Genomic DNA, 26070 nt, shown 5'->3' with positions numbered 1-26070 from the left:
AATGAAAATAGTTATTATAAATTCAGGAAGTTCATCTATAAAATACCAATTAATTGACATGCCATCAAAAGAAGTAATTTGTAGCGGTATGATTGATAGAATAGGTTTAGAAACTTCAAATTTAATGTATAAAACTAATAAGGATTCATTGGAAGAAATGCTACCGATTCCGAATCATAAAATAGGATTGGAGAAAATTGCTCAATTGTTGTTGGATGAAACTATTGGTGTGATTAAAAGCACCCAAGAAATTGGTGCAGTTGGACATAGAGTTGTTCATGGCGGAGCTAGTTTTTCGGACACTGTTATGATTGATGATGAAGTAAAAGAAAAGATAAAACAACTTTTTGAATTGGCTCCTTTGCATAATCCGGCCAATTTAGAAGGGATAATCGTTGCCGAGGAAGTTTTTCCTTCGGCTAAACAAGTGGCTGTTTTTGATACTGCTTTTCATCAAACTATGCCCGAAGTGGCTTATCGATATGCAATTCCAAATTACTTATTGACCGAAAATAAAATCAGAGCATACGGTTTTCATGGGACGTCTCATAAATATGTTTCGGAAAAAGCAATTGGGTTTTTAGAGAAAAGCGACAAAATAATTACGATTCATTTAGGAAATGGATGTAGCATTACCGCTGTAAAAGACGGTAAAAGTATTGATCACAGTATGGGATTTGGCCCTATGAATGGATTAATCATGGGGACTCGAAGTGGTGATATTGATCAGTCAGTCATTTTTTATATGGTAAATACTTTGGGATACAAATTAAATGAGGTAAATACGGTATTGCAAAAACAAAGTGGAATGCTGGGACTTACCGGTCATAGTGATTTAAGAGATATTCAGGCCAATGCCGAAAAAGGAGATGTGAATTGTCAGTTGGCTCTGGATATGAATGTGTATCGTATTAAAAAATACATTGGTTCTTATGCGGCAGTTTTGAACGGAATTGACGCCATTGTTTTTACAGCAGGAATAGGAGAGAACTCTGCTTATATCAGGAAATCGGTATGTGCCGACATGCAGTTTTTAGGTTTGGAACTGGATGAAGCTAAAAATGAAATCCGTTCGAGTGACATTCGCGAAATAAATACTCCAAATTCTAAAACTAAAATTTTAGTGGTGCCAACCAATGAAGAATTAGAAATAGCCAATCAGGTTTATGATTTAATTTTGAATTAAAAATGATTAAAAAGCTTCTCTGTAGAGAAGCTTTTTTTATACTTATCTATTGAATAAATCTAATTATATTTGGATATAAAACCATGAATTTTGAAAACATATATACTTAGATTAATCTTTCTCTATTTTGTATCCTCTCAACTTTATGCACAAGAGTTACTTCCTTTTGTAGAAAATTACAATAAATCGGTTTATCAGGGCGATAATCAAATATGGAATGTCGCTCAGGGTAAAGATAAGGCTATGTATTTAGCTAATAATCATTATTTATTGCGATATGATGGCGTTGTGTGGGAAAAATACTCTCTTCCTAATAAAACTATAATTCGTTCAGTTTTAATAGAAGGTGACCGAATTTATTCTGGTTCTTATAAAGAATTTGGTTATTGGTACAGAGAAAATGGCAAAATGCGCTATGTTTCTATTACTAATAAACTTCATCTGTTTAATGACAATGATAATGAGGAAATTTGGAAAATTTTCAGATATAATGGCTCATTATATTTTCAGTCTTTTAATAGCGTTTTTATTTATGATGGAAAACATATTAAAAAAATAAAATTTCCATTTTTAATATCATACTGTTTTGTAGTAGACAATAATCTTTACGTAGCTTCAGTAGAGAAAGGTCTTTTTGAAATGAATGGTTCTGGTATTATAAGCATAAAAGGCTGGGATGTCCTAAAAAATACAGTCGTTCATGCTATTGAAAAGTACAAAGGGCAAATTTATATTTTTACCCAAAAGAAAGGGGTTTTTTTAGTCGAAAATAATGGTCTCAAACCTTGGGAGAATCCATTAAATGAAACCTTAAAATCTAATGGAATAAATGTAGCTAAGTTTACTAAAACCAATAAACTGATTGTTGGTACAGGTAATAAAGGGGTTTTTATATATGATTTTAAGGCAAATACATATAAAAACATTAATCGGAACAATGTTTTGATGAATAATTCAGTTTTGTGTATTGGTTTTGATAAGGAAGAAGATTTATGGTTAGGGCTAGATAGTGGAATTGCACATGTTGAAATTAATTCGCCAATTTCATTTTTCTATGATAATTCAGGAATTTTAGGGTCAGTGTATTCAGTCGCAACAATAAACAAAGGGTATTTAATTGCGTCAAATCATGGAATTTTTGAGTTTGATTCGGGAAATTTTAAAATGTTGCCTAATACCCAAGGTCAAGGTTGGAATATTACTAAAATTGGAGAAAAATATATTATTGGTCATAATGATGGAACTTTTTGTTATGAAAAAGGAGTGCTGACCAAAATTAATAAGGTAAGCGGTGGCTGGAATTTATCGAAGAGTATTATTAATGATACTTATTTTCAGTCAACATACAGTGGTGTTTTAGTGTATGAGAATGCTTCAGAACTGAATCAAATTAAAATAATCAATGATTTTTACAAACCGATAAAATATGTAGCCCAAAATATAAAAAATGAAATTTGGGCGGCAGATAATTATCGGGGATTATACAGAGTGTTTTTAGATGAGAATTTCAAAACTAAAAAAGTTGAAAATATTACCCAACAAAGTAAAATTAAGAATGACTTTGGGGTTAAGATTTTTGAATTTAGAAAAGAAATTCTCTTCCTGATTAATAATGTTTGGTACACATTTAATTCCATTTCAAATAAATTAGAAGAAAATGAATTGTTTAATGCCAACTTTAAGAATATTTCGGATGTTGTTGCAATAGATAAGGATCATTTTATTGTACTTCAGGAAGGTATTTTATATCATATCTATGCAAATGGTAATGATTTTGTATGGAATATTATTCAGGAGAAGTATTATAAAGGAAAATTAATTAATGAAAACCTGAGAATTTTTAAAAGTGGGGATCATTATTTATTGAACCTTGATGACGGATTCATTTCACTTCAGTTAACCTATAAAAATAAGCAAAATAAAGGAGTTAAGGTTGAGGTTTATAATGAAAATGAATTGTTAGCTAAAGATGGAAAAATAAAATTTAATACTGAGCTTCGGATAAATGTAATTTCTGGAGTTTATGGTGCAAGAAAGCCAAATTTGTTTTATCGGGTTGATGATGAGAAAAAATATCTCTCGGTTTCAAATGGGGTAATTGTTTTGAACAATTTGAGTAGTGGTTCACATTCGGTTGCAATTTTTAAACATGAAGGAGCTAATTATGAAAAGGTTTCCGGTTTTGATTTTAGAGTTGCACAGCCCTGGTATTTTTCATTTTGGATGATTTTACTTTATTTATTGGGAATAGGAGTTGTGCTGTTCCTCTATTATAAATGGAATAAATTACGTTATACTCAAAAATTAAAACTGCAAGCCGAAGAGTTGAAACATCAACGTGAGATATTGGAAATGGAGTTAAATGCAAAGAATGAGTTAAATATACAGGAATATCAAAGGCATATTTTAGAACTGGAACTGAAGACTAAATCTTCAGAAGTAGCTGGAAAATCCTTATCAATAGCTAAGCAAAGTGAGATGATTACTAATATCCAACGAATTTTGGATACTGAAAATGATTTTAATAAGCTTAAAAGCGAAATTAATAAAGCAATCAAAATAAACGAAGTGTATAAACATGAGTGGGAGATATTTGAAACTAATTTAAATCAAATCCACAATGAATTCATAATTAAGCTTTCAAAAAAATATCCACATTTAACTTCAAAGGATATAAAACTTTGTGTTTATCTTAAAATGAATCTTTCGTCTAAGGAAATTGCACCTTTAATGAACATTACTTTTAGGGGTGTCGAATTGCACAGATATCGTTTAAGAAAGAAATTAAGTTTGACTCAGGATGAAAATCTGTCGATTTTTTTATTGAATATATAATATTTTGTTTTATTTTTTACATATTTTATGTTTTTTATTCTCTTTTTTTATGTAATTCTAACCCATCATTACTACATCATAACGATGTATTGGTGAATTTAGTCTTTTTTGTAATCTGTTTATTTACAGTTGTTTGTGTGGGTTTTTTGATGTAATGATGTAGCTGTGTAGTGGTGGTATTTGATGAGTTATAGGGCTTTAATTGTTAAATTTGGTTCTACTAACTTTAACAATTATTAACCATATGAAAAATTTTATTTTTAGCTTTTTAGCACTCCTATTGCTTCCAGCTTATATGTCTGGACAAGTACAAGCAATTAAAGGAAAAGTAGTTGACAGTAGTGGAATGGGGCTACCGGGAGCCAATATTATTGCAGCCGAGTCCAAAACATCTACTGTTACAGATTTTGATGGGAATTTCACTATTAATGCTAAGGCAGGAGAAATTTTAAAAATTTCGATGCTAGGTCTTGAAACAGTTTCTTTACCTGCAGAGAAAACACTAATGACAATTACTTTAAAAGAAGCAGCAGATACTGTTTTAAAAGAAGTTGTAGTAATTGGGTATGGTACCAGAAAAAAAATTGATAATACTTCGGCAATTACTTCTTTAAAAGCTGAAGAAATTACAAAAACAAAGGTTTTAAATGCATCACAGGCTATTCAGGGTAAAGCAGCCGGGGTTCAGGTTACTTCTTCAGATTTACCGGGTAGTACACCTTCAGTAGTTATCAGAGGATTGGGGACCGCTTTGGGAGGAAGAACTCCTCTTTATGTAGTCGATGGGATGCCTACAGAAAATATCAATAATATTAATTCAAATGATATTACTTCTTATGAGATTTTAAAAGATGCCTCAGCATTAGCTATCTATGGAACCAGAGCTGCAAATGGGGTTATCATTATTACTACTAAAAAAGGTAAGGGAGATAAAGTTTCTGTTGAAGTTGAAAGTTTTATCGGTTTTAGAGAACCGCTTAAAAAAGTAAAAATGGCAGGTAGTAATAAGTATGCACATTATACTAATTCGGCTTTGCAATCTACTACTTTTTCTCAGGATCAACCTATAAATACGGATTGGTTTGATGAAATTACAAGAACTGGTAATTATATCCAGAACAACGTATCTGTTTCAGGAGCAACTGAAAATATTAAATATTTTTTCAGTTTAGGTAATTACGAAGAAAAGGCTGTCTTAGATGGTTTGGCTTATGGTCGTACTACTTTTAGAAATAATAATGAATATAAAATTTCTAAAAAGCTGACTTTAAATCAAAATTTTAGTTTGACATCGACTAAATCTACCCCAAAACCATTAAGTGCTTTTACAAATGCTTACAAACAGTCTCCGATAGTTCCTGTCTATTTTCCTGATGGTAAATATGGGGTTTCAAGAGTAGGCAATGACGGTTTTGTAAGTCAATCAGGTTCATCATTTAATAATGTTGGTAATCCTGTAGCACAACTTGATTTTTTTGATGAGCAACAAAGAAGCATAACCTTGCAAGGAGGTTTAAAATTAGATTACGAAATTTTAAAATCATTAAAATTTACGTCACAATTCAACGGGGAGTTTTATACATGGAAACAGTATAATTATGAGGATAACAAAAATATCTGGTTAGCTGCAGATCCAACACGTGTAGCATCAGCTTATCCAACAACTTCAAATATAAATACTCTAACAAAAGGAAGAGAGCAATATTACAATTGGAATTTGACGAATTATTTAACCTATAATAAATTATTTGCTGAAATTCATGATGTTGAAGTAACGGCAGGTATTGAAACCAGTGTTAAAGGAGCTAGAGAAAAACTAACAATAAAAAGAAAAAATGTAAATGCAAATTCTAATTATTGGGCTTTAAAAGATGTTGAATATGCTGCAAATGTTACCAGTTATAAAGATGAGGTTTTTAACGAAACTAAATTAGCTTCATATTTTGGGCGTTTTCAATATAAGTTGATGGACAGATACCTGGTTTCAGGAACAATTAGACGTGATGGATCATCTAATTTTGCTAAAGATTACCGTTGGGGAACTTTCCCGGCTTTTGGTTTAGGTTGGATTATTTCTAAAGAAGCTTTTTTAGCAGATTCCAAAACCATCAATTTATTGAAATTAAGAGGAGGTTGGGGTAAATTAGGAAATCAAAATGTACCTCTTAACAGTCAGGCTTATGCTTCAGGTTTAAATACTTATTTAGGAGGTTCTATCTTAAATGAAGGAACAACTATTAGCTCTCAAATTGATCCAAGTTTGTCTTGGGAAATTACAGAAGAAGCTTCAGTAGGTTTAGATATTGAGTTGTTAGATCATAGATTAAAAGGTGGTTTTGATGTTTATGATAAAAAAACAACAAATGTAATTTTAAACACTAAACCTTATTTTACTTCAGGAATTACTAGTGCTTCACCAGCACATGTAGGTGAGGTCTCAAATAAAGGATTTGAGGTTTCTTTGCGTTGGGACGATAAAATCAATGATGATTTTAGTTATTTCATTGGAGGTAACTTTTCTCACAACAAAAACGAACTTACAAACTTGAAGAATGTTGTTTTATCTCCGGTTATTGGAGGAGGTTTAGGCAACGGTCAAGATACAAAGTTATTAGATAATACTACTGTTGGTCAGCCTTTAGGAAGCTTCTATATCTATGAGTATGCTGGTTTTGATAGTACAAATGGACAAATGTTATACTATAATGCAGCAGGAGACAAAGTAACCCAGGATGCATTGAGTGCAACTACAGATAAAAAGTATGTTGGCTCTAGTTTACCAAAATCTAATTATGGAGTTTCTTTAGGATTTAATTATAAAAACTTTGATTTTTCTGTTGATGGATATGGAACAGCAGGGGCAAAGGTGTATAATGGTAAAAAAGCACAACGTTTTTCAGGAGAAAATATAGAAGCATCTGTGGCAACCGATTTTTGGACACCAAATAATTTGACAGCTTCTAATCCGGCACCATTCAACCAAGTGCCTGTTGCTTCGACTTATTATTTAGAATCAGGTGATTTTTTCAGAATCAATAATATCACTTTAGGATACAAATTACCAATACAAAGCAACAGTTTTATTAATGCCTGCAGAGTTTATGTAAATGCGATTAATCCATTTATAACCCAAAAATTCTCAGGATTTTCTCCGGAATTAAATGGAGACGGAAATCCTTATGGAACTCAGGGAGTTGAGCTTGATGCTTACCCTACTTTAAGATCATTTGTAATTGGTGCTAACTTAAAATTTTAATACTATGAAAAAGATATATATGGCAACGTTTGTATTATCAGCATTGTTTTTTACTGGCTGTGCAGACGATTATTTAGATGTAGATCAAACAGAATCTATTTCAACTAATGATATTGAGTTGTTTAATAATGATGCTGGTGCAGCTTCATTTGTAACTTCAATTTATAATAAATTTTTGAATTGGGATATGACCTCATTTGGTTGGATTGGATTATCAAGTATAACATCAGATGATGCCGATAAAGGATCTTCACCAGGAGATACAGGGACCGATAAAGATGTATTGGATGCATTAACTTACAACGCATCAAATCCTTCTGCCGAAAGTACTTTTATTGCCAATTATGATGGAATCAACAGATGTAATCAGGCATTAAATATTATTCCAAAGTTAGATAAGGCTGATGCCAATTTAAGATCGAGATTAATAGGGGAAGCTAAGTTTTTAAGAGCTTTTATGTATTTCACTTTAGTAAAATGCTATGGAGGAGCGCCTATTGTGGATCATTTGCCAGTTCCGGGTTCAGATTCAGACAGAATTATGCAGTTAACACGTAAAACTTCTGCTGAGGTTTATGCTTTTATCGAAAGTGATTTGAAAGATGCTATTGCAGCATTACCGGAAAAATCGGCTTATGGAGCAAATGAAAAATCAAGAGCGTCAAAAGGAGCTGCTTATGCTTTATTGGCAAAAGTAAGTTTGTATCAAAAAAAATGGCAGGATGTGGTTGATAACTGTAATAAAGTTACAGGTTACTCAATTGTAGGTGATTACGCTTCAATGTTTAAAGCTTCCGGGAAATTTGATTCAGAATCAATTTTCGAAATTTATGCCCAAGGTGCTGTTCCGGCTAAAGGTATCGAAGGTTACTCTAACACACAGGGAGCTCGTGGAGCCGGTGGTTGGGGTTGGGGGTTCAATACACCATCTCAAAGCTTGGTAAATGCCTATGAACCTGGCGATGTTAGAAAAGCAGCAACTATTATTTTTAGAGGATCAACTTTATACGATGGAAGAGTAGTGCCTAATACTGTTGAAAACGAACGCTATAATTATAAAGCATATTCGTCTACCTATACTGATGCCTGGGAAACCGATGTAGATATCAAGTACTTAAGATATGCTGAAGTTTTATTGATGAAAGCAGAGGCTTTAAACGAATTAGGTCAAACAGCAGAAGCAATTCCGTTGTTGAACCAAATTAGAGGGAGAGCGAATTTAGGAGTTACAACAGCAACTACCCAAGCCAATGTCAGAACGGCAATTTGGAAAGAAAGAAGAGTAGAAATGGCCTTTGAACACGATAGATTTTTTGATTTAGTACGTACAGGTCAGGCCAAAGCTGCTTTTGCTGTTGATGGGAAAACATTTATCGAAGGAAAACATGAATTATTTCCTATACCAGCATCTTTCATAAAACAAGCAGGTGGTTTATCGGCTCAAAACCCTAATTATTAATCCTTAAAAACAATTAAAAATGAAAAAAAATAAATCTGTTTTCTTACTTTCTTTTGTTTTAGCTTCTATAGTTTTGGTAAGCTGTGAGGATAGTATTGATAAAGTAAATAGTCCAATTCCCTATGAATCAATTGGGGGATATGATAGTTCTGATGATGTTGCAGCGACTCATTTAGTTTCAAAATTAAGTTTTGATGGAAACATTGCAGATTCCAAAAGTGGTGTTACGGGTGGAGTAGGAACTAATGTAACCTATGGAACAGGAATAAAAGGCGAAGCTTATCAAGGGTCTTCAACTTCATTTATTGCTTATGCTAATGTTGCAAATTCCGTAATAAATTTAAAACATATCTCTGTTTCAATGTGGATAAAAACAAATCCACATACTGGTGGAGCGCAATCAATATTTATGCTTCCAAAGAAAACGGATTTCTGGGGGAACATTTTTACATTGATTGAAGGTACTGGACCTGCAACAACAATGTTGATGAAAAATCATATTCAAAAAGACGTTGTACCGAGTATTCCTTGGGCAGGACAATTTATTGAACATGCAGGAGCAAATGTTTTGAATAATATGTTTGGTGCCTGGAAACACATAGTTTGGACATATAATGGGACAAATTCCACTTACAGTCTTTATATAGATGGTCAAAAATTAGCTTTGCCTGCATCTATTTCAAAAAGATATGCAAGTGATCCTTTGACAGGAGGAGTTGGATATGGTGAATTAGCCAATTCTGAAGTTTCAAAATTTATTATTGGAGGTTATCAACAACATTTAGGTTCACCTTGGGGGACTCCTGATGGTTGGATGCTTAACTATACCGGTTTATTAGATGAATTTAGAATTTATGATTCAGCTTTAACCGATAATGAAGTTACGGCTCTTTATAAATTAGAGAAGGATAAAAGATAGAAGCCTTTAATAAAATACCTAGAGTGAAAACTCTAGGTATATTTTTTCATTTAATCAATACAATACCAAGCAAGTTTAAATATGAAAAGTAGTTTATACATAATCCTTTTTTTGAGTGTTTTTGCATCATGTTCTTCTTCTCCCGGAGGAGGGAGCGGTACAGGAACCCCCTTACCAACAAATCAGCTAAAACCTTTGACTGATGTTGAAGCATTAGATCAGGTTCAAAAAGATGCTATTAAATATTTTTGGGATTATGCTGATCCAAATTCAAAATTGGCTCGGGAGAGATACCTGACAGAAGATCCAAATTTCGAATCGAATATTATCACCACAGGAGGTTCCGGTTTTGGATTGATGAGTATTATTGTTGGAATAGAAAGAGGTTTTCTACCTAGAGCAGAAGCTGTTTCCAGACTTTCAACAGCTTTAAATTTTCTTGAAAAAGCAGATCGTTTTCATGGTGCATGGCCACACTGGATGGATAATAAAGAAGGAAAAGTAATTCCATTTGGAACAAAAGATAATGGAGGAGATTTAGTAGAAACTTCTTTTGTTTGTCAGGCTTTAATAACCATAAGGGAATATTTTAAAAATGGTAGTACTTCCGAAAAAGAATTGGCAGCCAAGGCTGATGTACTTTGGAAAGGGGTTGAGTGGGATTGGTACACCAAAGGAGAGGATGCATTATACTGGCATTGGTCGCCAAATTATGCTTGGGAAATGAACTTTAAATTAGAAGGTTATAATGAGTGTTTAATTACTTATATAATGGCTGCTTCATCACCAACACATCCAATTTCTGCAGAAGCATATCATAAAGCCTGGGCAAGAAGTGGAGCTATAGTAAACAGCGGTTCTCAATATGGAATTCCGGTTGTTTTAAATTACAATGGAGCAACAGGAAACGTTGGACCGATGTTTTGGTCACATTATTCCTATTTAGGTTTAGATCCAAACAGTTTAATAGATAAATATGCTGATTATGGAGTTTTGACTCAAAATCATGCTAAAATTATGGTACAGCATAGCATTGTAAATCCAAAAGGATGGAAGGGATACTCAGATAAATGTTGGGGGTTGACAGCAAGTTATACTAGAAATTCCGATGGGACAACAGGTTATACCGCACATCAACCTAATAATGATACCGGAGTGATTTCGCCTACAGCGGCTTTGTCCTCTTTTCCTTTTGCAGCTGTTGAAGCAATGAAGTTTTTACATTATTTATATGATGAAAATAAAGCACAATATGTAGGGATTGCAGGTCCTTATGATGCTTTTTCTCCTCATTATAATTGGGTAACGCCGCGATATTTGGCGATTGATCAGGGTACAATTGCTCCTATGATTGAAAATTATAGAAGTGGTTTATTATGGAAATTGTTCATGAATGCATCAGAGACAAAACAAGGATTAACAAAACTTGGATTTAAGTCTGAAAAATATGGGATTTAAGAATTTATATGAAGTACAAGTTAGTTTTTCTATTGCTGCTATTCGAATCATATAGCTTTAGTCAAAGTGAGATAACAGGAAAAATCAATACAGTTGTGACAAACAACTATGAGCTTGGTTATATTTTGCATCGTCCTGAAATTATTAATGACAAAAAGCCTTTAATAGTTTTTATTCCGGGTGATGGAGAAAAAGGAACTGACATTGAAAAAGTAAAAACACATGGTCCTTTAAAATATTTGAAGAGACATTTTATAGATGCTTATGTATTAGCTCCACAATGTAAAGAAGATGAAAATTGGAATATAAAATCCATTTATGAGCTTATTTTAAAAGTTCAAAAAGAGAACAAAATAGATTCTAACAGAATATATGTTACAGGTTTAAGTTCTGGGGGGTGGGCAGCATGGAATTTAGCATTTTCATATCCGGATATGTTTGCAGCAATTGTACCTATTTCTGGTTTTGTTGATTTGACTGAATTAGAAAAGGCTTGCGCAATTGCAAATATTCCAACCAGAATTTTTCACGGATTATTAGATGATGTGGTAAAGGTTGATTACGCGATATCTATATACAAAGAATTAAAAAAATGCAATGCCAAAGATGTACAGCTAAGCATTTTTGATGATGCGGGGCATGACAGCTGGACAAGGGTTTATGACAATCAGGAAATATACGACTGGATGTTTAAACAGACAAAATCGAATACAAATAAATAAATATCATAAAAATGAAAAATAAATTAGTTTTACTTTTTTTAGGATGTGCTGTTTTGGGGTATTCCCAAAAAAAGAACGCGCAAAGTATAGTAAAAATCAAACCCAAAGCTGAATTTGTAGCCGAATTGATGTCTAAAATGACATTGGAAGAGAAATTAGGTCAATTAAATTTACCCAGTTCAGGTGATTTTACTACGGGTCTGGCAAAAAGTTCTGATATATCTAAAAAAATTGCCGAAGGAAAAGTAGGAGGTTTGTTTAATATTAAATCAGTTGAGAAAATAAAAGAAGTACAAAAGATTGCAGTTGAAAATAGTCGTTTGAAAATTCCATTAATTTTTGGGATGGACGTTATACACGGTTATGAAACAACATTTCCTATTCCTCTGGGATTGTCTTGTACATGGGATATGAATTTAATCGAAAGAAGTGCTCAAATTGCTGCTCAGGAAGCAAGTGCAGATGGAATAAATTGGACATTTTCTCCAATGGTTGACATATCTCGTGATCCTCGTTGGGGAAGAATTTCTGAAGGTTCCGGGGAAGATCCTTATTTAGGAAGCCAGATTGCTAAAGCAATGGTTAATGGATATCAGCAGCATGACCTTTCAAAAAACACTTCCATTTTAGCCTGTGTTAAACATTTTGCATTATATGGTGCGCCAGAAGCGGGTCGTGATTATAATACCGTAGATATGAGTCATATCAGAATGTTCAATGACTACTTTCCTCCTTACAAAGCAGCTGTAGATGCAGGGGTGGGTTCGGTTATGGCTTCTTTTAACGAAGTTGACGGAATTCCTGCAACTGGAAACAAATGGTTGATGACGGATGTTTTAAGAAAACAATGGGGATTCAAAGGATTTGTAGTGACTGATTTTACCGGAATCAATGAAATGATTGATCACGGAATGGGAGATTTGCAAACTACTTCTGCTTTAGCGATGAATGCAGGTGTAGAAATGGACATGGTAGGAGAAGGATTTTTGACTACTTTGAAAAAATCTTTAGATGAGAAAAAAGTTGCCATGGAAAGAATAGATGCTGCCGTAAAACTTATTTTAGAAGCAAAATATGATTTAGGTCTGTTCCATGATCCCTATAAATATTGTGATGTAAAAAGAGCTAAAACAGAAATTTTTACTTCAAATAGCAGAAATGAAGCCCGTAAAATTGCCGCTCAATCATTGGTTTTATTAAAAAATGAAAATCAAACTTTACCTCTGAAAAAATCAGGTACAATTGCTCTTATTGGTCCTTTGGTTGATGCCGAAGAAAATATGTCGGGTACCTGGAGTGTGGCAACCCAAAAAGGAAGTTCAATAACTTTATTGAAAGGAATTAAAGAAGTAGCCGGAAAATCAGCAACAATACTTTATGCTAAAGGAAGTAATTTAGATTACGATGAAACTTTTGAAACAAACGCAACGGTGTTTGGTAAAACGTTACATCGTGATGCCCGTTCAAAAGAAGAATTAATTGCAGAAGCTTTAAAAGTAGCCAATCAATCGGATGTAATTGTGGCTGCTTTAGGAGAATCTGCTGAGATGAGTGGAGAATCTAGTAGCAGAACAAAATTAGAAATTCCACAAGCCCAAAAAGATTTATTGAATGAATTATTGAAAACAGGGAAGCCGGTAGTTTTAGTTTTATTTGATGGTCGCCCTTTGGTAATTAAAGATGAAAATAATACTGTTCCTGCTATTTTAAATGTTTGGTTTGCCGGTACAGAAGCAGGTTATGCTATTGCTGATGTTTTATTTGGTGATGAAAATCCTTCTGGAAAATTAACGACTACTTTTCCTAGAAGTGTTGGTCAGGTACCAATTTATTATGCACACAAAAATACAGGAAGACCTCTTTCTAATAAAGAAGGCAAATTTGAAAAATTCAGATCAAATTATCTTGACGAAAGAAATGAGCCTTTATTTCCGTTTGGATTTGGTTTAAGTTATACCACTTTTGATTATTCAAACCTGAAAATTTCTTCTGATAAGATGGATTTTAGTGGAAAATTAAAAGTAACGGTTGATGTAAGCAACACAGGAAATTTTGACGGAAAAGAAACAGTTCAATTATACATTAGAGATATAGTGGGTTCAGTAACAAGACCCGTTAGAGAGTTGAAAGGTTTCCAGAAAATAGCACTTAAAAAAGGTGAAAAACAAACGGTAAGTTTTGATATTACTGTTGAAGATTTAAAATTTTATAATTCTGATTTACAATTCGTAGCAGAATCTGGACAGTTTGATGTTTTCGTTGGAGGAAATTCAAATGCCGATAAGAAAGTTAGTTTTGAATTAACTAAATAGTTGGTTTGTTATTAGTAATGGCCCTTCGTACTGGTTATACGAAGGGTTTTTTTATAAGCAATTATAAATTTAATTTAAAAAATGAAACGAATTAAAATATTTGGAGGACTTCTTTTTACGCTATTAATGGTTCTTTTATCTTCTTGTAATGTGAAGAAAAATGCGGTTGTAGCACATCGGGGCGCATGGAAAAAAAATAATCTGCCTGAAAACTCCATTGCATCTTTAAGACATGCGATCGACTTAAAACTTACCGGTTCAGAATTTGACGTTTGGAGAACCGCCGATGATTCACTTGTAATCAACCATGATGCACATTACAACAAACTGTTTATTGAAGAAACGAATTATGCTGATTTAATAAAGTTTAAACTTTCTAATGGAGAGAAGCTGTCTACTTTACACGAATATATTACAGAAGGCAAACGAAATAATAGGTATACGCTTTTGGTATGCGAAATAAAACCGTCGGAAATCAGTAAAGAAAGAGGAAAAAAGACGGCTTTAATGGCGGTTGAAATGATTAAAAAACTGCAAGCCGGAAAAATTAGCTGCTACATTAGTTTCGATTATGACATTTTAAAACAAATCAGAGCAGTTGATGCAAAAGCTTCTTTACAATATCTGGAAGGGAATAAATCTCCAAAAGAAGTTAAAGCTGATAATATTAATGGTGTTGATTATCATTATTCGGTATTTAAAAAACATCCTGAATGGATTAAGGAAGCAAAGGAGAATAATATTATTCTAAATGCCTGGACGGTTAATGAGATTGCTGATATGGATTGGATTATAGCTCATAAATTCAATTACATCACAACAAACGAACCTGAACTTCTCAATGAAAGATTAAAGAAGAAAAAATAGATCATTATCATTTTACTTTAAGAAATGGAATTCTATAGAAATTTAAAAAGAATACAGATGAAAAAGATGTTGATGTTGCTTTTAATTACCTGTACAGTAAATGTATGGGCACAAAATACTAGTATTCCCGGAAAGACAGAATGGTTTGATCCTAATAAACCCGCAACTACTTATTGTAATCCAATTAATATTGGATACAATTATACAACATACAATCATAATGGAATTTCTGAATCGCGTCGTTCAAGTGCCGATCCTGTAATTATCACCTACAAAGGCGAATATTATTTGTTTGCTACTAATCAGGCAGGTTTCTTTTGGAGTAAAGACATGTCCGACTGGAATTTTGTATATGGAAGTTTTCAAAGACAGCCTGGTGACGATGACCAATGTGCGCCAGCCGCCTGGGTTGTAAATGACACTTTATTTTATGTGGGCTCAACCTGGAAAAGAGATCATCCAATCTGGAAAACTGCCGACCCAAAATCAGGGAGATGGATACGTCATGTAGACAAGGCTATGCTGCCAACTTGGGATCCTGCCATCTTTCAGGATGATGACAAGAAAGTGTATATGTATTATGGTTCAAGTGGAAAATTACCTCTAGTGGGGGCTGAAGTGGATTATAATACTTGGCTTCCAAAAGGAAATCAGGCAGATTATGAACAATTGTATAAAGCAACAGAAGTTGAAGATATTCAACGTCCCTATGGTCAAATTAAAGAAGTTGCTGTTTTAGATCCTTCAGCTCATGGCTGGGAGCGGTTTGGACCCAATAATGATATGGAACCGGCACCCTGGGGAAATTTTATTGAAGGAGCCTGGATGACAAAACACAACGGTAAATATTATATGCAATATGGAGCCCCAGCAACCGAATTTAAAGGTTATGCCAATGGTGTTCACGTAGGCGATAAGCCTTTAGGACCTTTTGTATATCAAAAACACAATCCGATGTCGTACAAACCGGGAGGATTTGTAATTGGAGCCGGACACGGAAATACTTTTGCTGATAATTATGGGAATTATTGGAATACAGGAACTTGTAAAATATCCATAAAAGATCGTTTTGAGCGTCGTATAGATATGTTTCCTGCCGGATTTGATAAAGACGATGTAATGTATTCCATCACTTCTTATGGAGATTTTCCAATTGTACTTCCAACGCAGCAGCGTGATCAGACAAAAGGAGCTTCGTCTGGATGGATGTTACTCTCTTATAAAAAGCCGGTTATCGTTTCTTCTTCTGAAGATTGTATGGAAGTCGAAACACACCGAATGGATAATGGTGGCAAAAAAGTTTATGAGAAATTCTGTTATGATCCTGAAAATTTAACCGATGAGAATATTCAAACTTATTGGTCTGCAAAAACCAGTAATCCAGAGGAATGGCTTCAAATGGATTTAGGAAGACAAATGGAAATTAATGCTTTGCAGATTAATTATGCCGATCATAAAGCAACACAGTACAATAAGGCGATGGATATTTATTATCAGTATAAAATCTTTATGTCTGATGATGCGCAAAATTGGACTTTAGTTGTTGATAAATCTAAAAATACAAAAGACGTTCCTCATGATTATGTAGAATTAATAAAAGCGTTCAAGGCGCGTTACATCAAAATGGTAAATATTCACAATGCGTCAGGATTGTTTGCTATTTCTGATTTCAGGGTTTTTGGGAATGGATTGTTAGAAAAACCAAAAGTTGTTGCTGCGTTTAACGTTGATAGAAATAAATTAGATTCGAGAAACGCTATGATTTCGTGGAAAAAACAAAATGATGCTGTTGGATATAACATTTATTACGGAATTGCCCCTGATAAATTATATAACAGCATTATGGTTTACGACAATAACTTATATGATTTTAGAGGCTTAGATAAAGGGACAAAGTATTATTTTACAATTGAAGCTTTTAATGAAAATGGAATTGGAAAAAAAGGCAAACTCATTGAAGTTAAATGAGGGAATTATTAAACTATCTCCACCCAATGGATGAAATGTAATTAGGGGTATTCATAATAATCTAAACTACACATTCTAAAACAACAAACCCCGTAATTGCTCAAAATAGAGTCGAAAACGGGGTTTGTTTTATAGTTGAGAAAGATATTATAATTTATTCAGAGACTGTTATTTCAAACATTTTGTCCCAATTCTTTCCTGTTACAAAAATGGTTTTGTTTTTTGGATTGTAGGCGATTCCGTTTAATACATCCTCTGAAGTTACACTTTTAAGTTGTTTGCGTAATTTCGATAAATCGATAATTCCTTCAACAGCACCATTTGTAGGGTTGACTACTGCTATAGCATCTTTTTGCCAAATGTTAGCGTAAAATTTTCCATCAATAAGTTCTAATTCGTTTACCGATTTAATTTTAGAATTTCCAGAGTAAACATTGATATGATCAATCATTTTTTGAGTAGTAGGATCCATTTTCCAGATTTTCTCTGTCCCATCCGATTGGTAAATATATTTCCCGTCATTAGTCATTCCCCAGCCTTCAATATCTTTGGTAAAAGCAAATGTTTTTTCCAGTTTTAAGGTGTTGGCATTATAAATAAAACCTGTTTTATCTTGCCAGGTCAACTGTAAAAGTTTTTCGTTTATAAAAGTAATTCCTTCTCCAAAGTATTTATCATCTAAATTGATTTGGTTGAATATTTTTCCTGTTTTATAATCGTACTTTCTTAAATAGGATTTACATTTATTTCCTGAACCTGAGCTTCCTGAACCTGTGCTTTCATATAAGGTATCTTTATAAAATTCCAATCCTTCAGTGAAAGAGTTTGTGTCGTGAGGGTATGTATTTACAATCTTGTAATTTAATAATTTAGGAGTCACATTAGAAACAACTTCAATTCTGGTTGTAGTTTCGGCATTTTCACCTTCAAAATAAACCAAAGCTTTGATGTTTTGGTAGCCTAGTTTTTGGTTTTTTAATTCAAAAGAAAGTTTTTCCAGTCCTTTTACCGTTTTAACCTTAGCATCGTTAATGTAGTATACAGTGCTGTCAACTTGTTTTGATTTGGGGTTTAAAATGCTTAAGTCAACAGTCTCTTGAGGCTGATATTGTGCCGAAATTTTAGAAGAATCAAAATTAAATATAGTGTTTTCTCTATTTTTTGTATCTCCACAATTAGAAAGGATAGTTCCTAATAAAATGAAAGATAGTAAGTTATGTTTTTTCATGTTACGAATTTTAAAAGCCCTAATATACAATGTTATTTTAAGCACACAAAAGGGCTTGCAAAAATATAAAAAGATTGTATATTTGCACCGGCAAGTCCTACACGACCAGCTCCTGCAGACTCCCCCAGGATGGGAACATAGCAAGGGTACGTGGTTGAGCGGTGCGATGTAGGTCGCTTGCCTTTTTTTATTTAATCTGTTCGACACAGTGAATCAGATTCTTTTTCAGAATTAAAACAAAAGTAGTCTTCCTTCGGGAGGATTTTTTTATTTTTGGCCCAGTCTAACAAAAAACCAATTAAACAATGAGCAAAGTAGTATTGATTACTGGAGGTTCTTCAGGAATAGGAAAATCTATTGGGGAATTTTTACATCATAAAGGCTTTATTGTTTATGGAACCAGCAGAAATCCGGAAAAGGTTTTGAATTCGGTTTTTCCGTTAGTGGCTTTAGATGTTAGAAACGTGGAAAGTATTCAGGCTGCTGTTGCTAAAATAATTGCTACAACTGGAAGATTAGATGTGGTGATTAACAATGCAGGAGTAGGGATTACAGGTCCATTGGAAGAAATTCCAACGGCAGAAATCAAAAATAATTTCGAGACTAACTTTTTTGGTCCTATCGAAGTGATGAAGGCGGCGTTGCCACAAATGCGCCAACAAAAATCAGGATTAATTATCAATGTTACTTCAATTGCAGCTTATATGGGGTTGCCATATAGAAGTGTTTATTCGGCATCCAAAGGTGCTTTGGAGTTAATTACCGAAGCCTTGCGAATGGAAGTAAAGTCTTTTGGAATTCAGATTACCAATGTAGCTCCGGGGGATTTTGCTACTAATATTGCTTCGGGACGTTTTCATGCGCCTTTAATAAAAGGTTCGGCTTATGAAGTTCCTTATGGAATGACTCTAAAAATGATGGACGAGCATGTGGATAGTGGAAGTAATCCGGATGAAATGGCTGTAGCGGTTTATAACATCATTCAGGCAAAGAATCCTAAGATACATTATAAGGTTGGTGTCTTTATGCAAAAGTTCTCAATTGTATTAAAACGTTTATTGCCAGATAAAATTTTCGAAAAAATGCTGATGAATCATTATAAATTGTAAATTTGCAAACGTCGAATAAAAATTAAGTGTAAAAAAAACACTTTTTTAAAGATGAACTAAAAACAATTAAATATATAAATTATGAAATTTTTTATTGACACGGCTAATTTAGCTCAAATTAAAGAAGCACAATCTTTAGGTGTATTAGATGGTGTAACTACAAACCCATCTTTGATGGCTAAAGAAGGTATCACAGGAAAAGATAACATCTTGAAACATTATGTTGACATTTGTAATCTTGTTGATGGTGATGTAAGTGCTGAGGTAAATGCTTTGGACTTTGAAGGAATGGTAAAAGAAGGTGAGGAATTAGCTGATTTACATGAGCAAATCGTTGTGAAATTGCCTATGACTAAAGAAGGTGTTCAGGCTGCTAAATATTTCTCTGATAAAGGAATTAAAACTAACGTAACTTTAGTATTTTCTGCTGGTCAGGCTTTATTGGCTGCTAAAGCTGGAGCTACTTATGTTTCTCCATTCTTAGGAAGATTAGATGATGTTTCTACTGACGGATTAAATTTGATTCAGGAAATTAGAGAAATCTATGATAACTACGGTTACGAAACTCAAATTCTTTCAGCTTCAGTACGTCATACAATGCACATTGTTAACTGTGCTAAAATTGGTTCTGATGTTATGACTGGACCTCTTTCTGCAATCTATGGTTTGTTGAAACACCCATTAACTGATATTGGATTGGCTCAGTTTGTTGCTGATTTCGAAAAAGGAAACAAGTAATTAGTTACTTTCTATATCAATAAAAAAAGTCCCATTTGAATTTCAAATGGGACTTTTTGTTTTATGTGATATTAAGATTATTTTCTAACGAATGGAGGAAGTAATTTGCTGGAAACTTCTCCAAAACCAATGCGAACCTGACTATTTTCGCAAAAACCTTTTATAGTTACAGTATCGTTATCGTTTATAAATTTACGTTCGCTACCATCATTCAGTTTCAGTGGTTTTTCTCCTCCCCAGGTTAATTCTAACATCGAGCCATAACTATCTTCAGTAGGGCCGGAAATAGCACCAGAACCCATCATGTCACCCGAATTCACCCGACAACCATTAGAAGTGTGGTGTGTCAGTTGTTGGTTCATAGTCCAATACATGTGTTTAAAATTAGATTTAGACACAATGGTTGGTTCAGCATCTTCAGGTTGTATCGTTACTTCAAGATTGATGTCAAAAGAGTGTTTTCCTTTTTGTTGTAAATAAGGAAGGGGACTCGGATTTTGTTTTGGGCTGGCAACTCTAAATGGCTCTAAAGCATCCATAGTCACAATCCATGGCGATATGGAAGAGGCAAAGTTTTTAGATAAAAAAGGGCCTAAAGGCATGTATTCCCATTTTTGAATGTCGCGTGCAGTCCAATCATTTAATAAAACCATTCCAAAAATATAATCTTCGGCTTCGCTGATAGGAATCATTTCTCCCATTACATTAGCGTCGGTAGTTATGAAAGCGGTTTCTAATTCGAAATCAACAGAACGGGAAGAACCAAAAACAGGAGTAGATTCTCCTTGTGGTAGTGTTTGTCCAAAAGGTCTGTGTACAGGAATTCCTGAAGGAACTATTGTAGAGCTTCTTCCATGATAACCAATAGGCATTTGAGGCCAGTTAGGTAATAAGGCGTTTTCTTCGTTGCGAATCATTTTTCCCACATTCGAAGCATGGATTTTACTCGAATAAAAATCGGTATAATCACCAATCAATACCGGCAATTGCATTTCGATTTCATCCATTTTAAATATAATGATGCTTTTGTGGTCTGGATTGTCTCGTAATGTGGAATTATTTTCGTCAAAAATATCAGCAATACGGTTGCGAACTAAACGCCATGTTTTTTTTCCATCCGAAATGAAATCGTTCAGGGTGTCCTGAATGAACATATCGTCGGTTAGTTCAATGCCGGAAAAATACCCCAGTTGTTGTAATGCTCCTAAATCAATAGCCGAATCTCCAATACGAGTTCCTACTGTTACGACGTTTTCTTTCGTTAAGAATACACCAAAAGGAATGTTCTGGATTGGGAAATCACTGTTTTGAGGAACTTCTATCCATGATTTTCTTTTGGTATCGTTGGCTGATATTGGCATGTTTTGTTAATTTTTTGTTGAAAATTATATATCAAATATATCATAATCTAACTGTTTAGCAAACGTTTTTTTGTATTTTTGCGCTAAATTATTTAAAATCTAAAAAATGCAACGCGACAAACAAATTTTTGAACTTATTCTTGAGGAACAAGATAGACAAATACACGGCTTAGAACTTATTGCTTCTGAGAACTTTGTAAGTGACGAAGTAATAGAAGCTGCTGGTTCAGTTTTGACAAATAAATATGCAGAAGGATATCCTGGTAAAAGATACTATGGAGGTTGTGAAGTGGTAGATGTTATTGAGCAAATTGCAATTGATAGAGCTAAAGAATTGTTTGGTGCTGAGTATGCTAACGTACAGCCTCACTCAGGTTCTCAAGCTAATGCATCTGTATTTCACGCTTGTTTGAAACCAGGTGACAAAATTTTAGGTTTTGATTTATCTCACGGGGGTCACTTGACTCACGGTTCTCCTGTAAACTTCTCAGGACGTGTTTACAACCCGGTTTTTTACGGTGTTGACAAAGAAACAGGTCGTTTAGACTATGATAAAATTCAAGAAATTGCTACTAAAGAGCAGCCAAAATTAATTATCGCTGGAGCTTCGGCTTATTCTCGTGATATGGATTTTGCTCGTTTTAGAGAAATAGCTGATAGCGTAGGTGCAATTTTAATGGCTGATATTTCTCACCCGGCAGGATTAATAGCTAAAGGATTATTGAATGACCCAATTCCTCACTGTCATATTGTGACTACTACAACTCACAAAACTTTACGTGGTCCTCGTGGTGGTTTGATTTTGATGGGGAAAGATTTCCCAAATCCATGGGGATTAACTACTCCAAAAGGTGAAATCAGAATGATGTCGGCTTTATTGGACTTAGCTGTTTTCCCTGGAAATCAAGGTGGACCTTTAATGCACATCATCGCTGCTAAAGCGGTTGCTTTTGGTGAAGCTTTGCAAGATGAGTTCTTTACTTATGCACGTCAATTGCAAAAGAATGCTAATGCAATGGCTGACGCTTTCGTAAAAAGAGGATATAACATCATCTCTGGAGGTACTGATAACCACATGATGTTAATTGATTTAAGAAACAAAGGAATTTCTGGAAAAGATGCTGAAAATGCGTTGGTAAAAGCAGAAATCACTGTAAATAAAAACATGGTTCCATTTGATGACAAATCTCCATTTGTTACTTCTGGTATCCGTGTAGGAACTGCTGCAATCACAACTCGTGGTTTAGTAGAAGAAGATATGGAAGTTATCGTAGCTATGATTGATAAAGTATTGACAAATCATACTAACGAAGATGTTATCGAAGAAGTAGCTGAAGAAGTAAACGAAATGATGAGCGAAAGAGCTATTTTCGTTTTCTAATAAAATAAGCTACAAAATTTTTTAAGTCGAAAGTCGAAAGTATAATTTTTGACTTTCGACTTTTGCTTTTCAGGACTTTTAACCTTAAGATTAAAAACATGGGCGTATTACGATTACAATTACCAACCGACCCAAGATGGGTAAATATTGTAGAGAAAAACATAGAGGAAATCTTGACGGATCACGCTTGGTGCGAGCAAAAAGCAGCAACAAACGCCATTACAATTATCACCAATAATTCAGAACACCAGGATTTGGTTAAAGATTTATTGGCTTTAGCCAAAGAAGAAATCGATCATTTCGAACAAGTACATAATCTAATCATCAAACGCGGATTAAAGTTAGGTCGTGAGCGTAAAGACGATTATGTAAACGAATTATACCAATACATGAAAAGAAGCGGAAACGGAAGCCGTGTTTCAGGTTTGGTCGAAAGATTGCTTTTTTCGGCAATGATTGAAGCCAGAAGCTGCGAACGTTTCAAAGTACTTTCTGAAAATATTCAAGACGAAGAATTGGCTGTTTTTTATAGAGAATTGATGGAAAGTGAAGCAGGACATTACACCACTTTTATTACTTATGCCCGAAAATATGGTGAAGGAATTGATGTAGAAAAGCGCTGGAGAGAATGGTTAGAATTTGAAGAATCCATTATTTCTAACTACGGAAAAAACGAAACGATTCACGGGTAGTTTTTAGTGATCAGTATTCAGTCTTGGTTTTGTTTGTAATCCCGAGTAAAGCCTAAAAGCGTTAAATTAGAAAGCTTGGTGAATCTCTGTGGGGTTTTAGTGAATCTTTTGCGGAATTTTTTAGAATCCGTCTCATTCACGGTTAATATATAGTTGATAAGTCTCTTTTTTCATTGCATAATTCTCGCGTAAAATTCATTACTTTTAAGAATAATAAAAGTTATTTTCCAATAACCGTTTAAAAAGTGATAATTATGCGAATAGAAACCGATTTGAAATTAGGCTTTAAAGATGTAATGATAAGACCCAAACGTTCTACACTAAAAAGTAGGGCTGAGGTTTCTCTGGAAAGGGAATTTAAGTTTTTGCACAGTACCGCTAAATGGAACGGAATTCCCATTATGGCAGCCAATATGGATACAGTTGGGACTTTTGAAATGGCTAAGGAATTAGCCAAACACAAATTGTTTACTGCCATTCATAAGCATTATTCGGTTTCAGAATGGAATGCATTTCTTGAGGATGTGGCTCCTGATTTTTATGATTATATCGCCGTTAGTACGGGAACGGGAAAAAATGATTTCAAAAAGGTAATTGAAATTATTACTGCTAATCCTTTGTTGAAATTTATCTGTATTGATGTTGCCAATGGTTATTCGGAACATTTTGTGAACTTCTTGAAACAAACCCGAAAACAATTTCCCGACAAAGTAATTATTGCCGGGAATGTAGTTACTGGCGAAATGGTGGAAGAATTACTTCTAGCTGGCGCCGATATTATAAAAGTTGGAATTGGTCCAGGTTCGGTTTGTACTACCAGAATAAAAACGGGTGTGGGCTATCCACAACTTTCGGCAATTATTGAATGTGCTGATGCTGCTCATGGACTGGGAGGTCACATTATCAGTGATGGTGGTTGTACGACTCCGGGAGATATAGCGAAAGCCTTTGGTGCCGGTTCTGATTTTGTGATGCTTGGTGGAATGCTCGCCGGACATACCGAAAGTGGGGGAGAATTACTGGAAATTAACGGTAAAAGATATAAACAGTTTTACGGTATGAGTTCTACCACAGCCATGAACAAACATGTGGGTGGCGTTGCCGAATACAGAGCCAGTGAAGGAAAGGTAGTGAAAATTCCTTTTAAAGGTGATGTGGCAGATACGGTTTTGGATATTTTGGGAGGTTTACGCAGTAGCTGTACTTATGTAGGTGCGTCCCGACTAAAAGAATTGACTAAAAGAACCACTTTTATACGCGTGAGCGAACAGGAAAACAGAGTTTTTACGAATGAATAACAAATGATAAGTATTACTAAAGCTACAGTCGCCGATTTAAAAATTATTACCGAAATAGCCCATAAAACCTGGCCGCTTACTTATGGCGAAATTCTATCCCAGGTACAATTGGAGTATATGCTCAACGCTTTTTATTCTGACGAAGCCTTGCGAGCCAATATGGAAAACGGACATGAATTTATTCTTGCTAAGGAAGATGATATTTGTTTAGGTTTTGCTTCTTTCGAACATCATTATAAAAATGAAAATACTACAAGAATCCATAAAATTTACATTCTTCCAGAAACCCAAGGAAAAGGAATCGGTAAGTTGTTGATTGATTCCGTAGCTCAATTTGCAAAAGAAAACAATGCTACTACACTTTTATTAAATGTCAACCGGTTTAATAAAGCCTTGACTTTCTATCAAAAACAAGGTTTCGAAATCATTGAAGAAATTGATATTGAATTAGAATACGGGTATTTAATGGAGGATTATGTTATGGAGAAGAGGATTTGATATATATATTATTCTAAAGCAAAGTTTTTTATTTAATATAAGATTCGGGTGTAATACAGTTCTAAGTTTCCACAAACAATTTCAGATCTTCCAATTTCTTTATCCTCTCCAGTATTTACTTGTCTTAGTTTATTTGTTTTTGGATTTACAGAAAAGTACCAAATTTGATTGTCAGAAAAAACAAATTCGTAGGAATAAAAATTTTCGTTTATCCCTTTTGAGAAATTCATTTTTTCTGATTTGACTAATTTAATTTCTTTGGTTTTTACATTTTTTTCGTAAAAATGAAATTTGTTTTCGTCAATAATTAAAATTTTTTCAATCAAAGTATCTTGAGTTTTTTCCATTCCCCAATTAGAACCTGTTTCAGCTAATTTCCATTTTCCAATTAAGCTTTCTTTCAATTTTTGTCTTGCGATGGGTCTTAATGAATCTGATTTTTTTAATGCTATTTTTCCAATTTCATTTTTAGGATTTAATTCATTTACATACTGGAATGCTCCGGCGGCACTAGAATATTCTAATTTTTTTAAATATTCATTAGCTTCATCAAATGTTTTTTTCTGGTATTCAAGTGATTTATTTTCTTGACTCCAAGTTTGAAGAAATAGGAGAGTAAATAAAATGGAGAAGTTTTTTTTCATTTTAAGTTTTAGGTATACAGTTTGTTTTTCATAAACGTCTAGCTACTACAGTAGTTTCAGGACTTAATTAATTCTATTATTCGGATTTGACAAATCATCCCAAATACAAAACCAACTTTCCATTAAGCAAATTGCCCAA

At 33.9% G+C, this 26070-nt stretch carries 19 protein-coding genes and 1 other RNA gene; 17 read left to right on the top strand and 3 right to left on the bottom strand.

The features are described from left to right. Position 1 precedes the first annotated feature (1 nt). The 10 genes from EOD40_RS08530 to EOD40_RS08485 all read left to right on the top strand — a co-directional run bounded on the left by EOD40_RS08530 (position 2) and on the right by EOD40_RS08485 (position 16982). Complete coding sequence (locus EOD40_RS08530; RefSeq protein ID WP_128194590.1) at positions 2-1186, top strand: acetate/propionate family kinase; 1185 nt, start codon at positions 2-4, stop codon at positions 1184-1186. A 90-nt stretch (positions 1187-1276) separates the two neighbouring features. Next, entirely contained in the window at positions 1277-4021 is a 2745-nt protein-coding gene (locus EOD40_RS08525) for a helix-turn-helix and ligand-binding sensor domain-containing protein (protein WP_128194588.1), read from the top strand. A gap of 244 nt (positions 4022-4265) precedes the next feature. Then, a complete protein-coding gene (locus tag EOD40_RS08520; RefSeq protein WP_128194586.1) occupies positions 4266-7277 on the top strand; it encodes a SusC/RagA family TonB-linked outer membrane protein in 3012 nt (1003 codons plus the stop codon). Between the two features lie 4 nt (positions 7278-7281). Beyond that, the gene (locus tag EOD40_RS08515) at positions 7282-8736 is read left to right on the top strand and encodes a RagB/SusD family nutrient uptake outer membrane protein (protein ID WP_128194584.1); all 1455 of its coding nucleotides are present in this window, start codon (positions 7282-7284) and stop codon (positions 8734-8736) included. Positions 8737-8755: 19 nt separating this feature from the next. Beyond that, on the top strand, positions 8756-9655 hold the full coding sequence (locus EOD40_RS08510; protein ID WP_128194582.1) for a LamG domain-containing protein: 900 nt from the start codon (positions 8756-8758) through the stop codon (positions 9653-9655). A gap of 81 nt (positions 9656-9736) precedes the next feature. Next, complete coding sequence (locus EOD40_RS08505) at positions 9737-11113, top strand: glucoamylase family protein (RefSeq protein ID WP_128194580.1); 1377 nt, start codon at positions 9737-9739, stop codon at positions 11111-11113. Positions 11114-11121: 8 nt separating this feature from the next. Next, positions 11122-11835: a carboxylesterase family protein gene (locus tag EOD40_RS08500; protein WP_128194578.1), complete on the top strand. Its 714-nt coding sequence runs from the start codon at positions 11122-11124 to the stop codon at positions 11833-11835. An 11-nt stretch (positions 11836-11846) separates the two neighbouring features. Continuing rightward, positions 11847-14147 carry a beta-glucosidase BglX gene (gene bglX, locus EOD40_RS08495; protein ID WP_128194576.1) on the top strand — a complete coding sequence of 767 codons (2301 nt, stop codon included), beginning with the start codon at positions 11847-11849 and terminating at the stop codon, positions 14145-14147. 81 nt (positions 14148-14228) lie between these two features. After that, the gene (locus tag EOD40_RS08490) at positions 14229-15014 is read left to right on the top strand and encodes a glycerophosphodiester phosphodiesterase family protein (protein ID WP_231129600.1); all 786 of its coding nucleotides are present in this window, start codon (positions 14229-14231) and stop codon (positions 15012-15014) included. Between the two features lie 57 nt (positions 15015-15071). Then, on the top strand, positions 15072-16982 hold the full coding sequence (locus EOD40_RS08485; RefSeq protein WP_128194574.1) for a discoidin domain-containing protein: 1911 nt from the start codon (positions 15072-15074) through the stop codon (positions 16980-16982). A gap of 154 nt (positions 16983-17136) precedes the next feature. Here the strand turns inward: EOD40_RS08485 and EOD40_RS08480 are convergent, their stop codons facing one another. Then, on the bottom strand, positions 17137-18210 hold the full coding sequence (locus EOD40_RS08480; protein ID WP_128194573.1) for a glutaminyl-peptide cyclotransferase: 1074 nt from the start codon (positions 18208-18210) through the stop codon (positions 17137-17139). An 88-nt stretch (positions 18211-18298) separates the two neighbouring features. On the opposite strand from EOD40_RS08480, the gene ffs reads away from it, so the two are divergent. The 3 genes from ffs (at position 18299) to fsa (ending at position 20057) form a co-directional block, all read left to right on the top strand. Continuing rightward, an RNA gene (gene ffs, locus EOD40_RS08475) (signal recognition particle sRNA small type) lies at positions 18299-18396 on the top strand. A 119-nt stretch (positions 18397-18515) separates the two neighbouring features. Beyond that, on the top strand, positions 18516-19319 hold the full coding sequence (locus EOD40_RS08470) for an SDR family oxidoreductase (RefSeq protein ID WP_128194571.1): 804 nt from the start codon (positions 18516-18518) through the stop codon (positions 19317-19319). Between the two features lie 81 nt (positions 19320-19400). After that, on the top strand, positions 19401-20057 hold the full coding sequence (gene fsa, locus EOD40_RS08465; RefSeq protein ID WP_128194569.1) for a fructose-6-phosphate aldolase: 657 nt from the start codon (positions 19401-19403) through the stop codon (positions 20055-20057). A 77-nt stretch (positions 20058-20134) separates the two neighbouring features. On the opposite strand, the gene fahA is transcribed toward fsa, so the two are convergent. Next, positions 20135-21418 carry a fumarylacetoacetase gene (fahA, locus tag EOD40_RS08460; protein WP_128194567.1) on the bottom strand — a complete coding sequence of 428 codons (1284 nt, stop codon included), beginning with the start codon at positions 21416-21418 and terminating at the stop codon, positions 20135-20137. Positions 21419-21524: 106 nt separating this feature from the next. Between fahA and glyA the strand changes: the two genes are divergently transcribed. The 4 genes from glyA to EOD40_RS08440 all read left to right on the top strand — a co-directional run bounded on the left by glyA (position 21525) and on the right by EOD40_RS08440 (position 25287). Further along, positions 21525-22799: a serine hydroxymethyltransferase gene (gene glyA / locus EOD40_RS08455; protein WP_128194565.1), complete on the top strand. Its 1275-nt coding sequence runs from the start codon at positions 21525-21527 to the stop codon at positions 22797-22799. A gap of 98 nt (positions 22800-22897) precedes the next feature. Beyond that, entirely contained in the window at positions 22898-23491 is a 594-nt protein-coding gene (gene miaE / locus EOD40_RS08450) for a tRNA-(ms[2]io[6]A)-hydroxylase (RefSeq protein ID WP_071185853.1), read from the top strand. A 254-nt stretch (positions 23492-23745) separates the two neighbouring features. Beyond that, on the top strand, positions 23746-24789 hold the full coding sequence (locus EOD40_RS08445; protein WP_128194563.1) for a GMP reductase: 1044 nt from the start codon (positions 23746-23748) through the stop codon (positions 24787-24789). A gap of 3 nt (positions 24790-24792) precedes the next feature. Beyond that, entirely contained in the window at positions 24793-25287 is a 495-nt protein-coding gene (locus EOD40_RS08440; protein WP_128194561.1) for a GNAT family N-acetyltransferase, read from the top strand. Between the two features lie 32 nt (positions 25288-25319). Here EOD40_RS08440 and EOD40_RS08435 read toward each other — a convergent pair whose 3' ends face one another. Beyond that, a complete protein-coding gene (locus EOD40_RS08435) occupies positions 25320-25931 on the bottom strand; it encodes a hypothetical protein (protein WP_128194559.1) in 612 nt (203 codons plus the stop codon). Positions 25932-26070: the final 139 nt, after the last annotated feature.

This window comes from Flavobacterium sufflavum, from assembly GCF_004016525.1.
In the GTDB taxonomy this organism is placed as follows: Bacteria; Bacteroidota; Bacteroidia; order Flavobacteriales; family Flavobacteriaceae; genus Flavobacterium; species Flavobacterium sufflavum.
The sequence above is the reverse complement of the archived record's forward strand: the minus strand, read 5'-3'. Positions and strand labels throughout refer to the sequence as shown.